The sequence below is a fragment of the Sporosarcina sp. P17b genome (assembly GCF_002743115.1).
Lineage (GTDB): Bacteria > Bacillota > Bacilli > Bacillales_A > Planococcaceae > Sporosarcina > Sporosarcina ureae_C.
Genome location: NZ_PDYP01000014.1, coordinates 21,007 through 40,582, shown reverse-complemented (window position 1 = coordinate 40,582; position 19,576 = coordinate 21,007). Strand labels below are relative to the sequence as shown.

13 protein-coding genes and 1 other annotated feature are annotated in these 19,576 nt (G+C 41.7%); of the genes, 11 read left to right on the top strand and 2 right to left on the bottom strand.

What is annotated here, in order from left to right; all coding sequences use genetic code 11:
- Window positions 1–82 precede the first annotated feature (82 nt).
- From ilvD to CSV76_RS13650, 9 genes are all read left to right on the top strand, one after another.
- On the top strand, window positions 83–1,750 hold the full coding sequence (gene ilvD, locus CSV76_RS13690) for a dihydroxy-acid dehydratase (RefSeq protein WP_085428329.1): 1,668 nt from the start codon (window positions 83–85) through the stop codon (window positions 1,748–1,750).
- A gap of 2 nt (window positions 1,751–1,752) precedes the next feature.
- Window positions 1,753–2,003, top strand: a binding site (T-box leader).
- A 99-nt stretch (window positions 2,004–2,102) separates the two neighbouring features.
- On the top strand, window positions 2,103–3,851 hold the full coding sequence (ilvB, locus tag CSV76_RS13685) for a biosynthetic-type acetolactate synthase large subunit (RefSeq protein WP_099625930.1): 1,749 nt from the start codon (window positions 2,103–2,105) through the stop codon (window positions 3,849–3,851).
- A complete protein-coding gene (gene ilvN / locus CSV76_RS13680; protein ID WP_085428331.1) occupies window positions 3,848–4,366 on the top strand; it encodes an acetolactate synthase small subunit in 519 nt (172 codons plus the stop codon). The genes ilvB and ilvN overlap by 4 nt, the downstream gene beginning before the upstream one ends.
- Before the next feature lie 27 nt (window positions 4,367–4,393).
- Window positions 4,394–5,428, top strand: coding sequence for a ketol-acid reductoisomerase (gene ilvC / locus CSV76_RS13675; protein ID WP_085428332.1), 1,035 nt, complete (start codon window positions 4,394–4,396; stop codon window positions 5,426–5,428).
- Window positions 5,415–6,956, top strand: a complete 1,542-nt coding sequence (locus CSV76_RS13670; RefSeq protein ID WP_085428333.1) for a 2-isopropylmalate synthase — start codon at window positions 5,415–5,417, stop codon at window positions 6,954–6,956. Before ilvC ends, CSV76_RS13670 begins: the two co-directional genes overlap by 14 nt.
- A 68-nt stretch (window positions 6,957–7,024) precedes the next feature.
- Window positions 7,025–8,125, top strand: coding sequence for a 3-isopropylmalate dehydrogenase (leuB, locus tag CSV76_RS13665; protein WP_085428334.1), 1,101 nt, complete (start codon window positions 7,025–7,027; stop codon window positions 8,123–8,125).
- Window positions 8,126–8,271: 146 nt separating this feature from the next.
- On the top strand, window positions 8,272–9,684 hold the full coding sequence (gene leuC / locus CSV76_RS13660) for a 3-isopropylmalate dehydratase large subunit (RefSeq protein ID WP_099625929.1): 1,413 nt from the start codon (window positions 8,272–8,274) through the stop codon (window positions 9,682–9,684).
- 13 nt (window positions 9,685–9,697) lie between these two features.
- On the top strand, window positions 9,698–10,282 hold the full coding sequence (gene leuD / locus CSV76_RS13655) for a 3-isopropylmalate dehydratase small subunit (protein ID WP_085428336.1): 585 nt from the start codon (window positions 9,698–9,700) through the stop codon (window positions 10,280–10,282).
- A 285-nt stretch (window positions 10,283–10,567) separates the two neighbouring features.
- Window positions 10,568–12,835, top strand: a complete 2,268-nt coding sequence (locus CSV76_RS13650) for an S-layer homology domain-containing protein (protein WP_099625928.1) — start codon at window positions 10,568–10,570, stop codon at window positions 12,833–12,835.
- A 168-nt stretch (window positions 12,836–13,003) separates the two neighbouring features.
- Here CSV76_RS13650 and CSV76_RS13645 read toward each other — a convergent pair whose 3' ends face one another.
- Window positions 13,004–15,025: an S-layer homology domain-containing protein gene (locus CSV76_RS13645; protein ID WP_099625927.1), complete on the bottom strand. Its 2,022-nt coding sequence runs from the start codon at window positions 15,023–15,025 to the stop codon at window positions 13,004–13,006.
- A 311-nt stretch (window positions 15,026–15,336) separates the two neighbouring features.
- On the opposite strand from CSV76_RS13645, the gene CSV76_RS13640 reads away from it, so the two are divergent.
- Entirely contained in the window at window positions 15,337–16,809 is a 1,473-nt protein-coding gene (locus CSV76_RS13640; protein ID WP_099625926.1) for an O-antigen ligase family protein, read from the top strand.
- A gap of 110 nt (window positions 16,810–16,919) precedes the next feature.
- On the opposite strand, the gene CSV76_RS17370 is transcribed toward CSV76_RS13640, so the two are convergent.
- Window positions 16,920–17,063 carry a hypothetical protein gene (locus CSV76_RS17370; protein ID WP_158232813.1) on the bottom strand — a complete coding sequence of 48 codons (144 nt, stop codon included), beginning with the start codon at window positions 17,061–17,063 and terminating at the stop codon, window positions 16,920–16,922.
- A gap of 140 nt (window positions 17,064–17,203) precedes the next feature.
- Here CSV76_RS17370 and CSV76_RS13635 point away from each other — a divergent pair, with 140 nt between their 5' ends.
- Entirely contained in the window at window positions 17,204–19,519 is a 2,316-nt protein-coding gene (locus tag CSV76_RS13635; RefSeq protein ID WP_099625925.1) for an S-layer homology domain-containing protein, read from the top strand.
- The last annotated feature ends 57 nt before the right edge of the window (window positions 19,520–19,576 follow it).

Below are 19,576 nucleotides of genomic sequence, written 5' to 3'. Positions count from 1 at the left end.
ACTAGTTGTTCAGAATATTCGACTGAATGAAATTAATGTAATTAGCAATTGATTCGTTCAATTAGTATAGGAGAGATTGCAAATGAGAAGTGACATGATTAAAAAAGGAATCGATCGCGCACCACATCGTAGCTTACTTTACGCAGCGGGCGTTAAAACGAAAGATATGCACAAACCATTTATTGGAGTGTGTAACTCATATATAGATATTATTCCCGGACATATGCATTTGAATAAATTCGCGGAAGTAGTAAAAGAAGCAATCTGGGAGGCAGGCGGGGTACCGTTCGAGTTCAATACAATTGGTGTTGATGACGGAATCGCAATGGGGCACATTGGTATGCGCTACTCATTGCCAAGCCGTGAGCTGATTGCTGACTCAGCCGAAACAGTCATTAATGCACATTGGTTTGACGGAGTCTTCTATATACCTAACTGTGACAAAATCACACCCGGTATGCTGATGGCAGCTGTTAGAACAAACGTCCCTTCAGTATTCGTTTCTGGTGGACCTATGGAAGCAGGGGTTTCCGCAACGGGTGATGTTCTTTCATTAACTTCAGTGTTTGAAGGTGTAGGAGCTTACAAGAGCGGTAAGATGTCAGCAGAAACATTACTCGACATCGAACAGAATGCTTGTCCTTCCTGTGGGTCATGTTCAGGAATGTTCACGGCAAACTCTATGAACTCTCTGATGGAAATGCTTGGTATGGCTCTTCCAGGAAATGCGACAATTCTTGCTACATCTGATGCTCGCCATACATTGATCAAAGATGCGGCTAAACATTTAATGAATTGTATTGAAAATGATATTAAACCACGTGACATTATTACAAAAGAAACAATCGACGATGCATTTGCACTTGATATGGCAATGGGAGGTTCGACAAATACAGTTCTCCATACATTAGCTATCGCTCACGAAGCGGAAATTGATTACAATATTGAAGATGTTAACGATGTAGCTAAACGAGTACCGTACTTATCGAAAATCATGCCAGCATCCGATTATTCAATGGATGATGTTCAACAAGCTGGTGGTGTCAGCGCAATTATCAATGAATTATGTAAAATTGATGGAGCGATGCATAATAATCGTAAGACGATTACTGGCAAGACAATTGAAGAAGATGTCGCTGGATATGAAATCACAAATACAGATGTCATTCGAACGAAAGATAATCCACATAGTCCAGTAGGTGGCCTGTCCATTCTATTTGGTAACATCGCTCCTGAAGGTTCCGTTATTAAAGTGGGAGCAGTTGATCCTTCTATCAAGGAATTCAGAGGAGAAGCAATTGTCTTTAATTCACAAGAAGAAGCTCAAGAAAATATTGATAATGACACAGTAAAAGCAGGCCATGTAGTCGTCATTCGATATGAAGGCCCTAAAGGTGGACCGGGAATGCCAGAAATGTTGGCCCCAACTTCTGCAATCATGGGTAAAGGGCTTGGTAAGGAAGTTGCTTTAATTACCGATGGTCGTTTCTCAGGAGCATCCCGCGGTATCTCTATTGGACACATATCACCAGAAGCTGCATCTGGCGGACCGATTGCACTTGTAGAGAATGGAGATATTATCGAAATTGATCTAACCAACCGTACGATTGAATTGGTAGTATCTGATGAAGTTCTTGCAGAGCGACGAAATGCACTAAAACCATTTGAACTTAAAATCAAAAAAGGCTATCTTGCAAGATATGCCCATCTCGTCACTTCAGCTAGTACAGGTGGAGTCATGAAAATTTAATATATAAAACGTTGATGAGGTTAAAGTAGATAGAAACTGTATTCACAGAGAGCCGGCGGTGCTGCGAGCCGGCAATACAACTATTTGCGACATCCCCTCGGAGTGGATTGCTTAAAGGTATACCGACTAGGCAATCCCGGGCTCGATATTCGGGCTCGTTAACAATGAAAAGGTATAGCTTAGGCTTACTTTTTCATAAGGTGACAATTGTCACGAACTAGGGTGGTACCATGAAAGCTTTTTCATCCCTATGTAAAGAGATCAGATTCTTTGCGTGGGATGAAAAGGCTTTTTTTTAGAGAAAAAAGTCACTGGCCAATATATAGTTGAAAATTGTAAGGAGGAGTTCAGTATGAGTGCTGAAGTACAAGAAAAACAGACTGCATCTACTATGCCAAAGGAACAAGCCGTAAATAAACCTACAGATGGTTCTGCCATCTTGATTCAATCGCTTAAAGAACAGAACGTGGAAATAATCTTTGGATATCCTGGAGGAGCAGTTCTCCCAATTTATGATGCGCTATATAATGACCCGATCCCACACGTATTAGCACGTCACGAACAAGGTGCAATCCACGCAGCTGAAGGATATGCAAGGGTATCTGGAAAAACTGGGGTAGTCATTGCCACATCAGGCCCTGGCGCAACGAACTTAGTAACGGGTATTACAGATGCCATGATGGACTCTCTTCCATTAGTAGTTATTACAGGCCAAGTAGCAAGTACAGTTATTGGATCGGATGCATTCCAGGAAGCGGATATCATTGGAATCACTCAACCTATTACAAAACATAACTATCAAGTGCAAAGTGTTGCTGACATTCCACGTATTATGCGTGAAGCATTCCACATTGCCTCTACCGGAAGACCAGGACCAGTCGTAGTCGACGTACCGAAAAATATCGCAACAGATCTCTTTGTACCTGTAGAAAAAGAAGATAAAGAAGTGAATTTGCCTGGTTATCAGCCAACTACTACACCGAATTATCTGCAAATTCAAAAAGCTTCAAAGGCTATCTCGGAAGCGAAAAAGCCGATGATCCTTGCAGGCGCAGGTGTACTTCATGCAGGCGGAACGGCCGAGCTGAAGAAACTTGTCGAAACGCATCGTATTCCGGTCGTTAATACATTACTCGGCTTGGGTACAATTCATGGAGAACATGAGTTATTCTACGGAATGGCTGGAATGCACGGAACGGCAACTGCCAACTATGCACTTAGCGAATGTGATTTATTGCTCAATGTGGGTGCACGTTTTGATGACCGTCTAACAGGAAACTTGGATGCATTCTTGCCGAATGCACGAGTCATTCATGTAGACATCGATCCAGCTGAAATTGGTAAAAACGTAGTGACCGAAATTCCAATTGTATCTGATGCGAAAGAAGCGTTAACAGCATTGCTAAAAGCAGACTTCAAATCACCGGACACAGTAGAGTGGGTAAGTTATTTGAATGGTTTAGCAGATAAATATCCGCTTTGGTATCAAACGGATGAGGAAGCTTTATTACCACAACAAGCACTTGAGATCATACATCGGATTACAAATGGTGATGCGATCGTCACGACAGATGTTGGCCAGCACCAAATGTGGACTGCTCAATATTACCGTTTCAATAATCCAGATAACTGGGTTACGTCAGGTGGATTAGGAACAATGGGCTTTGGTTTCCCAGCAGCAATCGGCGCACAACTTGCAAGACCGAAAGATCGTGTAATTGCAGTGGTTGGGGACGCAGGTTTCCAAATGACAGCACAAGAGCTTTCACTTCTTCAGGAAATGCGTATTCCGGTGAAAGTCATCATCTTGAATAACGGTGCACTTGGTATGGTACGTCAGTGGCAAGAGACATTCTATGAAGAACGTTACTCACAGTCACTAGTTCCAGTACAACCAGACTTCATTAAATTGGCGGAAGCATATGACCTGAAAGGGTATCGCATTCACAATTTAGAAGAAGCGGAAAAAGTATTTACAGAAGCGCTATTATCTGATGAGCCGGTCTTGATTGATTGCCGAGTGAAACAACGTGAAAACGTCTATCCGATGGTTGCTCCAGGTAAAGGATTACAAGACATGATTGGAGTGAGTCCTCAGTGAAACGAATTATTACAGTAACAGTAATTAATCAGAGCGGGGTATTAAACCGTGTAACGGGACTGCTGATGAAGCGTCAATTCAATATTGAAAGTATTACAGTAGGTGCTACTGAACAACCAAATAGATCCAAGATGACATTCCAAGTTCACGTAGAAGATGAAAACAAAATCGAACAACTTGTAAAACAGCTGCAAAAGCAGATTGATGTTATTACAGTGAAAGATATAACAGACAAAGCAATCGTGTTACGTGAGTTGGCGCTTGTAAAGGTGATCTCACCACCACAGATTCGCTCTGAGATGAACAGCATCGTTGAACCTTTCCGTCCGACAATTGTCGACTCCGGAAAGAATGTAGTAACGTACCAAGTAACGGGTGACCCAGACAAAATCGAAGCATTTATCGATTTGCTGAGACCATATGGCATTAAAGAATTAACACGAACTGGCGCAACCGGCTTTGCCCGCGATATGCAAAAGGTTCAAGCACCACAGCTATCGATTTTAAAACAGTAAAACACACACACTTAGGGGGAAATTAAAATGACAAAAATGTATTATAACCAGGATATCAATGAAGGACTATTAGAAGGTAAAACAGTTGCAATTATCGGATACGGTTCACAAGGTCACGCACACGCTCGTAACTTAAAAGATTCAGGCTTCAACGTAGTAGTAGGTGTTCGTGCTGGTAAATCATTCGACCAAGCAAAATCAGACGGACTTGAAGCACTATCTGTTAAAGAAGCTTCTGAAAAAGCAGACTTGATCATGATCCTACTTCCAGATGAAAACCAAAAAGCAGTATACGAAGCAGAGATTGAGCCAGCTCTTGCAAAAGGGAAATCTTTAGTATTTGCTCACGGTTTCAACGTACACTTCGGTGAAATCAAACCACCTGCTGACGTAGATGTATTCCTAGTAGCTCCAAAAGGACCAGGACATCTTGTACGTAGAACATTCGAAGCTGGCGGCGGAGTACCTGCACTATTCGCAGTGTATCAAGACGTATCTGGCCAAGCTAAAGACGTTGCTCTTGCGTATGCAAAAGGTATCGGTTCTGCTCGTGGTGGCGTTTTGGAAACAACATTCGAAGAAGAGACAGTTACGGATCTATTCGGAGAGCAAGCAGTACTATGTGGTGGCTTAACTTCACTAGTTAAAGCTGGATTCGAAACTCTAGTAGAAGCTGGATACCAGCCTGAACTTGCTTATTTCGAAACATTGCACGAAACGAAACTAATCGTTGACTTGATGTATGAAGGCGGAATGGCTGGAATGCGTTACTCAATCTCTGATACTGCAGAGTGGGGCGACTTTGTTTCTGGACCACGTGTAATCGATGCAGACACAAAAGCTCGTATGAAAGATATTCTTACTGACATCCAATCAGGTAAATTCGCAAAAGAATGGATCGAAGAAAACGAAAACGGACGTCCTAAGTTCAATGCAATCGAAGAAGCAGAATCTAAGCACCAAATCGAAGAAGTTGGACAGAAGCTTCGTTCTATGATGCCATTCATCAACGAAGGAGCTAAATCAAAAGAGGAAGAAGTGGTAGCGAGTGAGAAAAATTGATATTTTCGATACAACTCTTCGCGACGGTGAGCAATCTGCGGGTATTAATCTAAATACAGTAGAAAAATTGGAGATCGCTCGTCAGCTTGAAAAGCTTGGGGTAGCCGTTATTGAAGCAGGATTTCCTGCTTCATCCCCAGGTGATTTCGAAGCCGTTCGACGCATTGCTGATACAGTGAAAAACTCAACTGTTACAGGACTTGCTAGGGCGATGAAGAAAGACATTGATATATCATGGGAAGCATTACGCGGTGGTGTAAATCCACATATTCACGTGTTCTTGGCGACATCACCAATTCATATGGAGTATAAGCTAAAGAAATCTCCAGACCAGGTAGTCGAAATTGCAGCGGATACGGTTAAATATGCTAAACAATTTTTCCCTCTCGTTCAATGGTCTGCGGAAGATGCATTCCGTTCTGATAAGGAATTCCTTGTACGCATTATTAATAAAGTAATTGAAGCAGGGGCGACAACGATTAATGTTCCGGACACTGTAGGCTATGCAACTCCTGCAGAATACGGTGCTCTATTCAAGTACTTGAAAGAGAATGTAACGGGAATAGAAAAAGTTAAGCTTTCAGCTCATTGTCATGATGATCTTGGAATGGCTGTTGCAAACTCTATAGCAGCAGTTGAGAACGGTGCCGATCAAGTAGAATGTACGATTAATGGTATTGGAGAGCGTGCAGGCAATGCAGCATTAGAAGAAATTGCCGTCGCTATGCATATCCGTAAAGACTTCTATAACATGGAAACCGGAATTAACTTAAAAGAGATTAAAAAAGCTAGTCAGCTTGTTAGCCGATTGACAGGGGTAGTCATCCAGCCAAACAAAGCAGTCGTCGGAAAGAATGCATTCGCCCATGAATCTGGAATTCACCAGGATGGCATGCTGAAAAACCGTGAGACATACGAAATCATCACACCTGAATTGATTGGTGAAACGGATATGCCGTTAGCGTTGGGTAAACACTCCGGACGTGCCGCGTTTAAAGATCGGGCTATTACAATGGGGTTTGAACTGACGGATCACCAATTGAATGAGGCATTTGATGACTTCAAAAAGTTAGCAGACCGTAAAAAGGAAATCACGGAAGATGATTTGTTTGTTTTATTCACAGGCCAGCAATTGTCCGACACCGATACACCGATTTACGAATTGCATAATGTTCAAGTGCAATATGGAACGAATAATATTCCGACAGCTACCGTGACAGCCACTGTGCCAAGCGGAGAAACAGTTACTGTGGCAACTACTGGTGCAGGTTCTGTTGAATCGATCTTCAATGCACTGGAATTAGCCATTAAAGGTGAAGTACTCATTCTGGATTATCGTGTAACATCGATCGGTAAAGGCCGCGATGCACTGGGAGAGGCAGTAGTCAACTTAAGACATAACGGACTCGAGCTTACGGGCCGAGACGTAGCGCAAGACGTATTAGAAGCGTCTGCAAAAGCTTATTTGAATGCTATCAATCGTCAACTAGTTCGCGAACAATTGCGGAAAGAAGAGTTATTGAAATAAGCAACATACATCAAAGGGATAAAGTATTCGATCGAGTGATACGAGATTGATCAAGGAGGAGAAGTTCTATGGAAAAGAAAGTAGCAGTATTACCCGGTGACGGCATAGGACCCGAGGTAGTAGCAGAGGCAGTCAGAGTATTGGAAGTGATCGGCAGACGTTTTAACCATACATTCCATACAGAATATGGACTAATCGGTGGAGCGGCGATTGATGAAAAGAATAACCCACTTCCTAAAGAGACAATTGAGTTATGTGAGTCAAGCGACGCCATTCTTCTAGGAGCAGTGGGTGGCCCTAAATGGGATCAGAATCCATCTGAATTACGACCGGAAAAAGGGTTGCTTGCTATACGTAAACATTTTGATCTATTTGCAAACCTTCGTCCTGTTGCAGCTGTACCTTCTTTGATCCAGGCTTCTCCTTTAAAAGAAGACATCATCAAAGAGGTCGATATGATGATTGTTCGGGAATTAACTGGGGGTCTTTACTTCGGTAAACCGAGCCATCATACAGATCAATCAGCTGTTGATACGCTTGTATATACGCGCAAGGAGATCGAACGTATTGTCGACAAAGGTTTTGAGTTGGCTCGCCTGCGTAAAGGCAAAGTAACTTCTGTGGACAAAGCGAATGTGCTTGAATCCAGTAAGCTTTGGAGAAAGATTGTAGAAGAGAAGAAAGCACAGTATCCAGATGTAGAAGTAGAGCATCAGTTAGTGGATTCTGCAGCAATGAAATTAATAACGAACCCAGCACATTTTGATGTAATCGTTACTGAAAATATGTTTGGAGATATCTTAAGTGATGAAGCATCTGTTATTACGGGGTCACTTGGATTACTGCCTTCAGCGAGTGTGCGTTCAGACGGTTTAGGTTTGTATGAGCCAGTTCATGGTTCAGCACCCGATGTAGCTGGTCAGGGAATTGCAAATCCAGCAGCAACTATTCTTTCAGTTGCTATGATGCTAAAGTATTCATTTGGATTGGAAACGGAAGCAACTGCAATTGAAAAGGCTGTTAATACAGTATTTGAAGAAGGTCACTTCACAGCAGATTTAGCTGGTAAAGATCAACGTTCGTTAACGACAAAAGAGTGGACAGATAAGATTGTAGACGAGTTGGATCTTCAGTTCGTTTCCAATAGTATCATGTACTCGTATATTTAATAAAATACCGCTGTCTTAGTCTCGACATGCACATAAAGGGCATACCGAAACTGGTGCGCCCTTTATGTATAGCTAGAGAAAAGATTGACGAGTTGAATCACACGCCGCATATTACTATTGGCAATTGCTTGGAAGGGGAAACAATTATGGCTAAAACAATTATTGAGAAGATATGGGATCAGCATATTGTGTATGAAGAAGAGGGAAAACCGGATCTATTATATATTGATCTTCACTTGATTCATGAAGTGACATCACCGCAAGCATTTGAAGGTTTACGTCTAGCGAACCGTAAAGTGCGTCGTCCAGATCTTTGCTTTGCAACTATGGATCATAATGTTCCGACAAAAAACTTGCCGATTATCAACGATCCTATTGCTAAAAAACAAATTACTACACTTGAAAAGAACTGTGAAGAGTTCGGTGTTCAATTGGCTGATATGCAGCATCCAGATCAAGGTATCGTGCATATAATCGGTCCTGAGCTTGGATTGACACAGCCAGGAAAAACAATTGTTTGCGGTGACAGCCATACTTCTACACACGGTGCATTCGGAGCTATAGCGTTCGGTATCGGGACAAGTGAAGTAGAGCACGTGTTATCTACCCAGACACTTTGGCAAGGTAAACCAAAGACTATGGAAATCCGTGTAACAGGGAAAATTGGTTTTGGTGTAACAGCTAAAGATATCATTCTTGCAATCATTGCAAAGTTTGGAATAGGTGTCGGAACTGGACATATCGTCGAGTATACAGGAGAAGCGATTCGCGCACTTACAATGGAAGAACGTATGACAATTTGCAATATGTCCATTGAAGCGGGAGCAAAAGCAGGTTTGATTGGACCTGATGAAACAACAATTAATTATTTACGCGGACGTCGTTATGCACCTCAAGGTGAAGAGTTCGAAGCAGCAGCAGAGCGTTGGCTTGCATTGAATACTGATGAAGGTGCGGAATATGATCAAGTACTTGAAATCCATGCAGATGATATTGAACCATTCGTAACGTGGGGTACTAATCCATCGATGGGATCGGGTATCTCAGCTACTATACCTACAACTGCAGATTATACATCTGAAACAGATAAATCAGCACTTCGTAATGCGATGGAGTATATGGGACTTGAGGAAGGTATGGCGTTGACTGATATTGAAATTCAGCACGCATTCATCGGTTCATGTACGAATGCACGTCTAAGCGATTTGGAAGCTGCAGCGAACGTGGTAAAAGGTAAACACGTTCATCCTACAGTGACTGCGATTGTCGTGCCAGGTTCACGTACGGTGAAGAAACAGGCGGAAGATATTGGTTTGGATAAGATTTTCATAGAAGCTGGTTTTGAGTGGAGAGAGTCTGGATGCAGTATGTGTCTAGCTATGAATGATGACGTAGTACCAGCTGGGGAACGCTGTGCATCTACATCTAACCGTAACTTTGAAGGACGCCAAGGTGCAGGCTCACGTACACATCTAGTCAGCCCGTCCATGGCTGCAGCAGCTGCTCTACACGGACATTTCGTAGATGTTCGTAAAGTTGAAGCAACTGTGCAAAATTGAGGAGGGTATTTACATGGAACCAATTAATAAAATAGAGAGTGTACTCACTCCATTAGATAAAAATAACGTAGATACAGATCAGATTATTTCCAAAGAATTCTTGAAGCGTATTGAACGTACTGGATTCGGAAAATATCTATTTTACCACTGGCGTTTTAATGCAGATGGTACGAAAAATGAAGAGTTCGTATTGAATGACCCTCGTTATGACGGTTCGACTATCTTGGTTGCACATGAAAACTTTGGTTGTGGATCATCACGTGAACACGCACCATGGGCAATTTTAGATTATGGATTCCGTGTAGTGATTGCACCAAGCTTCGCAGATATCTTCCATAGTAACTGTTTCAAGAATGGAATCTTGCCTATTAAGCTATCTGTAGCAGAAATTGAAGAGTTTTTGCGTAAAGGCCAAGAAGCTCCGTATAAACTGACAGTGAGCCTAGAAGATCAAACTGTAGCAGGTGAAGACGGCTCTGTGTACAGTTTTGACGTGGATCCATACTACAAAAAGATGTTGTTGAACGGTTGGGATGAAATTTCTCTGACATTCCAATATGAAGATAAAATTACAGAATACGAACAAAAACATGCATAACCTAAAACGGTTCATCGCTTATTTAGCGTGAACCGTTTTCTTTTTACGAAAACTTGTCGAAATAGTAATAAATTTATATTTAATAGTTTGAAACCTTTTCTGTTATTCTCCGTCTGTACGGTGCGGTTACGAGAAATTATACTGGCCTAAGGCATGTTACCGCTATAAAGCATGGAACCTTCTTCATTTACAATGGAAGACCAAATGAAATAGGGGTTATGCTATAATTGTCGAAGGTAACTACATACTAAAGTGATAAAACACAGAGTGGAGTTGATTTCAAAGATGTTATGCGCTTCAAAAAAGAATGTATTCGCCATTTTTAATTCTTTTCTTATCGCGACGTTAATTTGCCTCATTGTACTGCCAGTAAGCGCGAAAGCAGAAACGGTAAACCAGCGTTTCTCTGACGTAAGTAATGATTTCTGGGCAAAGGATGAAGTAACACAACTAGTGGAAGAAGGAATTATTAACGGATACCAAGATTTACAGTTTCGTCCAGGAATCAGTATTAAACGTGGACAGGCGGCAAACTTGCTGACCGTCGCTTTGGAATTACCCGAGGCTTCCTACCGTCCGATCTTTAAGGATGTCAGCGCAAAATCTTCCAACTTGCGTGGTGCAATGTCTACTTATGAAGCAGGCATATTTAAAGGAAAACCCGATGGCAACTTCGGTGTAAGCGATGAATTAACACGTGAACAAATGGCGAGTGTGTTAGTCAATGCTTTCAAATTAAAAGATACAGGTGAAACAGTACGCTTTACGGATGAGAATAAAATAAGTGAATCTCACAGATACGGCGTAAAAGTACTTATGCAACACGGTATTACAACAGGTAAAGAGGACGGGTCATTTGCTCCGAAACTCCCTGTTAACCGTGGTTCATTCGCTGTATTTCTACATAGAGCAATGATTCAAGCAGGATTGCTCGAAAAACAGCAACCAATTGTTTTCAATAAAACACAGACAATGGGCAAATTCGATCCTATTCGATTTAATCAATTTATTACGGAAGTTCCACTGACACAAGAGGGACAAACATACTTGCGTTCCAATCACTACTTGTCTTTAGCGGCCAAGCGAGTGAAAGCACACGGACATGCGACGGATCATATCTATGTCTATGGTGTCAGTGAGAGAAAAAGCACAAGAGTTACTGTAACAAAACGTGAGTTGCCAAATGGCGACTACTTTACATTTGTTGAGTTGAGAAATCCGGATCGACTGCCGATTCGCGTCGATTTGGTACGAATTGATGGGAATATTAAAACGAATAAAATAGAACGATTTGACAAATATCCTATGAAAAAAGATGTGGATGATACATTTGGCTTTGATATTGCAACTTCTCCTGTAGGTGTCCTTGAAACCATTTCACAGCAGGGAACAGGTCAGCAAATGATTTCGAAAACATATCGTTCACGTGAACTCGAGCTGAAGTATAATAATGGCGCAGTTAGCCATACACGTGAATTGCAGGATGAGAAGGAATCTTACAGTAATATTCTGATGGGCGATACCCGAGTATCGATATATGAGTTGAACTCTAGAGGGTATGATGTAGTGGATCAATGGATTCTTTCATCCGATAAGAAGCTTTTTTCTTCAAATGAAAGATTAGATGCATGGCTTCGGGAATCGATTACCAACTATAAAAAGCGTAATAAATGGTATACAGCTGAAGGTCCTTACAACAAGATGGCGACTACCATTGAACCGATGCCAGCTTCGGGTCGCGGATATGGACGCAATTTACTTTTGGTAAAAGAAGATCGTGTCATGTTGTTATACAACCAAACGAAAGAACGTTATTATGAAGATATTTTGCATAACTCCTTTACAAACTTAGCTGTTTTCAGAGGAAGCAAGCCTTATTGGGAAACGGAAGTTACGAGTACGTATTTGAAGAATTTATATAACTTCACAGCACCATTCGTTGACACGCGTTTCAATGAACAGATTGCATTATTCCTTTATAATGGCGGTAGCGCATTCAATCATAAAGATTACAACGACGGTTTACGTAACTATGCAAACTTGCTCGTACAGCAGCATAGAAAAGGCAATGTGAACTTCTTGTCTCCAACTGCCTATTATATTCCGGATTACTTCCCGGCAAAATCACAAGTGAAGACCCATACGTCTATGAACCATTTACTTGGCGGCATGAACATTCTCTTGTTGGCATTCCAAGAGTTCAATGATCCAGTGTATTTGGAAAATGCCAGTGCAATTGAAAAAGCCATTCGCTTTGAAGAGAAGAACTGGACTCGTTCTAACGGTGACATCTGGTATAAACGTGCACCGAATGGTCAGTTTTCAGGTACGGATTATGTCCATTTGACGTTGGAAGACTTGATTCATTCTTATGAAAAATGGTCACAAATTGATCAATCAAAAGCCAAAGTATTCGAGCGCATGATTAAGTCGAAGGCGGGCTATTTGAATAGTACGAAGCAAGGGTATACTACGAAGATTAAAGAAGGCTTGAAACGAATCAATATGTCTAACTTGCTACCAGCAGGTAAAGAGTACACCGACGCATTATAATGAACAAACACCATCTCCTTTAGTTCAGGGGATGGTGTTTTGTTTTTAGTGTAGTAATAGAGTAAAGGGGAAGGCACCGTTGATTAGCACCGCCATTCCCATTGCAATCACTCTCCAAATGAAAAACCACCATCTTCTAAACTGCGAGATGGTGGTTTCGTTGATTGGTTAATTTACAAGTGTAGCTAAATCGGAACGGATCCAGCCGTATGGTTCGTTGATTTGTGCACCTGGGTTGATGTCCATGCGTACTTTGTACCAAACAAAGCCGTCTGCACCGGTTGTACGATCTGTCACAACTAGTGGATAGCCGAATGCTGCTAGATTACCTGGATGCTTAGGCTTATAAGAGAATAGAATATTATTCTTATTCGCTGCATCTGGACTTGTGCGGATATTAACTGCTGTATTGCCTGTATACGAAATCACAGCCAATTGTGCTTGGTTCGCGTCTTTGCTGCCTAGGAACTGATCGATGCGCCACATGTGACCTGCGATCTTACTTCCCCAGAAAGGATCGGATGCATACTTCATATTAAAGCCGACTGCCTTGTTGCCGGGAGCTGCGCCATTGGCATAAGCACCAAGTGGATTCGCATAGTTTAAGTTAATGTAGCGAGTAATGAATGCATCGACACTTCTTGTTGGATTACCATAGACTTCGCCTTTATCAGGTGAAGAGTCGAATACGCGGATACCGAAAATATTATTTTTCTGCTGTGCATTGCCGCTCATCCCGTAATCACTTTCATGAATCGCTGTCGCTAATATGAACATTGCATTGACGTTATGCTTTTTCTCCATCTGTTTCACATACGTTCCAAGTCCAATTAGCTTCGACTTCGACATAGCGTTTTTATAGCGGGCAATACCTGTTTTTTGTCTAGCAAGTAATGCATTGGAGATGAAACGATCCAGTTCCTGTCCAGTGTAAGTGGAAGGCTGGCGTACCGATTGGAATTGGAAGTACGGATAATACGTAATGGTTGCTGCACCGTTTAATTCTGTAAAGTGGACACCATCGTTACTCGTATACGTTTGTCCTTTTTTCATTGTCGGAGAAGCAGGACCGACTGTATACTCTGCGTAACTCCCTTTATATTGTTTTGTTTTAGAATCGTATGTACGATAATAAGGTTGGTGAATGAGTAAGCCGTCATTCGTTACTTTATACTGACTTGCGCCTGTAGATAGTTGAGAAGGAATTAGGTCGATTTCTGCGTGTTTCGCATAATATGTATAGCCGCCTACTTCTACTACTACACGTTCCGGGCTACTGCCTACATAATCCAGTTCATAACCTTTCTGGACATATGTGACTTCGTTTTTTAATGAAGTATCGCTATATAATGACGTATACTGCTTAGGGTTTTCTGAAGCAAACGCCTGACCTGACTTCATTTTGATAATTTTATTATTAACAGAAATCGTCTGAACGATCGAAGAAGCGTTATACGCTGCTAGCGCATCTTCAAATGTAATGTACGACTCATCCGTGACATTCAGTTGACTATTGGAAATTGAACTAACTTTATGCACTTTAGGATTTTCTGTACCGCCAACGTTTGTAGGAGGGCGAGTACTACCTTTTCCATCAGCGACTGCGAACATCCGGAATAGAAATGCAGAAGCATGTGCAATCGTTGCATTACTTGTTGGTTTGAAATATCCTTGATCACCTCGTATGATATTCAATGAAGAAGCTGCGGATACAGCGGGTACGAAGTTTGATGAAATTTTCTTGCTGTCTTTAAATTGAACCGTAGTGGATTTGATTGGAATTTCTAGGAAACGAAATGCCTTAAAAATCATTCCTGCCATTTGTTGACGTGTAATCTGTTGATTCGCTTTGAATGAACCGTCAGGATACCCAGCTAAAATTCCAGCACCTGCAGCATTTTGAATCTCAATTGTACGGGAGTGGTTTACTTTCAAGTCATTAAATGTATAGCGTGTCGAAGTAGGTAATTCCAATGAACGTGCGAGATAAGAAGCGAATTCCCCTCGTGTAACCGCTCGATTGGGATAGACATTCCCTTTTGCGTCCTTTTGGATTACGCCTTTATCTACCCAAAATGTCAGCTCTTGCTGCATCTGATGACCTGAGAAGTCATTTGCACTCGCTACCGGTGTGAAGACAGGAGAAGCTACCAAGAGCAATAGTGTCAGTAATGTTATCAAACGTTTCAAATCAAAACCTCCTATATAAATCTCCTACTATTGTAGCAGAAAGTACTATCATTGGTAAGTATCATTTGGTATATTAATAGACTATTATTACACTAGACTTCTATAAAGTGACAGAAGTATATAGACAGATAGCTGCAGAAATATGGAATAAAGTATGTAATATACCATCTCGATATAAAATGCTAAATATGGCAATAAGCGACAATCTATAATTATTCGAAAAGATGCAACGAATGCTTTCACTATTCCGTCCTAGATAGTGATATAATGCAACAAGGAACTAGCAAGCGTAGAAAGGGTTTTATAGACTAATGAATATATGGAAACAGCGATTGGAAGAACAATCCACAAGTACAATATTGGTTGCAGTAGCTGTGATGCTCATTGCATTATTGCTGCCTTCAAAAATAGCATTGCTCGGCACGACCTTATTTTTTGTCTTATTTTCGATTATTAAACCACAGCAGAGTATTCTGTTCCTGGTCATCTATGTTAATATCCGACCTTTTTTGCTGGAAGTGAACAGTGGCCTAAAGTTAATAGGGGATTTAGTAATCTTTGTCGTATTCGCATGGACATTGTTCCACTACCGACATAATATTCGTTCTCTATTTACATTCAAATGGTTTGAGTGGTCTTATTTTGCTTTTATTTTATTCGGCTCAATTATAGGATTCTTACATGATGTCACACCAACATCTATCATTTTCCAAGTTCGTACGTTTTTGATTATGTATTTGCTTTACTATACGATTTCAAGAATGACACTGACGAACAAATGGTTACAGCAGCTTGCATGGGTGACGGTCTGGTTGAACATTGTGATGTCGCTTCATGGCTTAGTAGAAAAGTTGTCATTGCGTCAGTTGCTGCTACCGGAAGAGTGGAAGTATAAAGTTTTATCTGCAACAAACGCTGTGCGTATTTACGGACTGACAGGCAATCCGAACTCTTTGGCATTATCCTTATTCTTCGGACTCATTGCGGTTGTCTATTTACAACACGTTTATCAGCAGACTAAATACAAATGGACATTCCGTGTATTACTCGTATTGTTCTTTGGTATTCTAGTTCTTACCTATTCAAGGGGGACTTGGATTTCGGCAATTATGTTTGGCGTCGTATTCATTCTCATGACGAGAAAATGGTATCTATTGAAACGACTAGTAATTGCCGGAGTTGCATCTATTATTTTAATTTATTATCCAGTAAACTTGGCTGTTCAATATATTACAGAGCTCGGTGTGACAGTAGACGAGAAGCCAAGTGGTGCGGGAAGTATCGGTGGGCGCTTCGGAGAAACATTTGATGAAAAGAACTTGGCACTCATGACAGAGAGTGGACGTTTCTACTATATCCGTAAAGGATTTGAGATCTTCGGAGATCACCCTATAACAGGTACAGGATTTGGATCGTTCGGGGGTTCCGCCACGTTATCTTATGGTTCACCGATTTATGATCACTATGGTATTAGCTCGGATATCTACGGTGGGAAGTACTTCTATTCCGATAACCAGTATATTCAAGTGATTGCGGAGACTGGTGTGATTGGCGTATTGATTTTCGCGGTCTTCTTGCTTAGCATGCTGTGGTTCTTCTGGAAATCACGCCATACGAATTTCGGTGTGTTTATGATTGCACTGTGGTTCTCGACCGGTGTTTCTGGAATGTATTATAATATTTGGGAACTGAAGATGTATACGTTGTTTTACTTTATCTTGCTTGGCGCGTTTGTTGCGTTTAGTAAGCATCAGCAGGAAATATCAAAACCTACGAATGGGTAATCCATTTGTAGGTTTTTTCTTTTGGGTTGAGTAATTGGGGGGAGTTGTTGCTTTGCGTTTCATTTATGGAGGCTTTAATTAAAGACTAGAAGGGTGTGGTGATCATAGAATCACGTTGAGCGCTCTATGTTGTCCGGTGACCGCTCATAGAAATGGCGTAACCGTTCTATACTGGTGGATGGCCGCTCATAGACTTGTGTTAATCGCTCTATCGCGCCTTGCAACCGCTCATAGACACCAAACGAATTTACCAAAAGTCATCATTAATTTGCAAATTCCCCCTTTCTTTCTACCTTTTTCGTCCAAACGGTGCATGAAAACGTAGGCATTATTTGATAGACTAGAGATTGATAAAGAGTAGAAAAGGTGGAGTTGTGTTATCGGACAAAATACTTTGCTGTCTCGCACGAAGCGGAATGTAGTCATTACCGCTATGTCGGCAGCTATGCTAATCTCGTTGCCATTCTCAGCGGCAGCCAGCACAAAGGTCGTTTCTAGTTACCCCGTGTCTTCTGGTGTTACTTATTCTCACTATACATATTCAGCAAGCAGTCACGTCAATCACATTGGCGTTGATTTAAGTGATCCGTTCACGAAATTGAAGGTGGGACTTCCTTCGCCTATTTCGAGGACAGCCCCTACATTAACTTTGGCGAATCGCGATTCAAAAGAAAGGCATAGAGTAGTCGGTGCAGTAAATACTTCTTTCTTCGATATGAAAACTGGCGTGCCAATGTATTTGCTATCTGAAGGCAATGAAATTGTAAACGGTGGTGTCATCTCGAGTTCGAACTCTTACTATGTCAGCCAGCCGATTGCATTTGGCGTGACGAAAGACGGTCTTTCGGAAATTGATTACTTTAATTTAGGAGTCGAAGTCGGCGTTCATGGCAGTGTTTTTCAAATGACAGGTCTTAACCGTGAACGACAAGCCGATGAAACGATGATCTTCACACCGCAGCATGTGAAAAACACGACAGGTTCGAATGAATTCGGCATTGAATTGGTCGTTGAAACGAATGAACCGATTACGTCTACACATTATGGTCAGCAAGTGCAAGGTAACGTTGTGAAGGTACGTGGCTATGGAGATAAGAACCCTGTCACGATTCCAAAGAATGGCTTTGTTGTTTCGATTCACGGCAAAAAAGGTTTGGAGCGCTTTAAATCAGTGACTGTAGGAGATTCTCTTTCATTGAAACTATCAATTGACGATAAATGGAAAGACTCCGAATTCATGATGGCGAGTGGTCCGATGCTTGTTAAAGACGGAAAGCGTCATATTACAATGGATACAAATAATCCGCGTGCTACAGCGAAGACAGCAAGAACTGCTATTGCTATTAGTAAAGACAAGAAGCAAGTTCAAATGGTGACGGTTGATTCGAGAGCTGGATACAGTAACGGCATGTCTTTAACGCAATTCGCCGATTATTTAGTGTCACAAGGTTATGATCGTGCGTTGAACTTTGATGGTGGCGGGTCCACTACGATGGGAATTCGCAATTATGGTAGTAACCAAGTAGTATTGGCTAATCGTACATCCAATTCCGCTCAACGTAGCACTTCAGCTATTCTTGAAGCGGTAAGTACCGCACCAACAGGGCAACCGGCCTATGTAAGTGTATCTCGCCCTCAAATGGGAGAAATGTTAGTAGGCGCAACTGCTGATTTGAAAATTAATCATGTATTGGATGCATATTATAACCCGATAGTACCGAATCCTTCCCAGTTGAAAACAACCTCTGCAAAGGGAACTGTTGAAGGAACGGGTCTGAAGTATAAAGCAGTTCAACCAGGAGTAGACCGCATAAGCGTCAACTATGGAGTAGCTGAACAATCCTTCCCGATTACGGTTGTTGATCAGCCAGCGAGACTTGACGTGAAAGCTTCGGCGACAAGCGTCAAGCCGAACGAGAAAATCACATTTACAGCTACTCCGACAGATGCATCTGGTCAACCGATCATTTATCAGCCAGAGCAATTAACGTGGAGTGTTGCAGGGAATATTGGTTCGATCACTACATCTGGAACATTTGCGGCAATAAAAGCTGGAAAAGGACAAGTTCAAGCGACTCTCGGTAAGAAAGTGATTTCTGTACCCGTTGAAGTGAAGTCAACTGAAGCTCCGCCTGTCATTGACCCACCGACACCTGTACCACCGATTGTGGAAAATCCAAGTACTGAGTTATTTAAAGATGTGCCATTGTCTTATGCGTACGCAACTGAAATCTACTTCTTACGCGATCGCGGTATAATTAATGGAGACACGGACGGGACATTCAACCCTGGTAATACGTTATCAAGAGAGCATGCGGCAGTCATTTTAAGTCGAGCTTTCAATTTACCACCCGTTGAACAAGCGCGTAGAGAGTTCAGCGATGTCCCCAAAACACATCGTTATTACAATGAAATCAGTGCGATTGCGAATGCCAATATTGTAGGCGGTCATTCCGATGGGACGTTTAATCCTACTGGACAACTGACTCGTTCACAAATGGCTATGATTTTAGTGAAAGCTTATAATTTAGAAGGAGAGTCTGCGCAGAAATTCATTGACGTATCTCCGCAACACGGTGCATACAAGCAGATTCATATTCTAGCCAATCACGGAATTACAACAGGAAATGAAAAAGGCGAGTTTATGCCTGGCCAACCGGTCAACCGTGCACAATTCAGTGCGTTCCTCTATAGAAGTATAGCGAAGTAATTATAGAAGCCTTTCAATCGTTGCATGTCAGCGGATTGAAAGGCTTCCTTGTCTTTT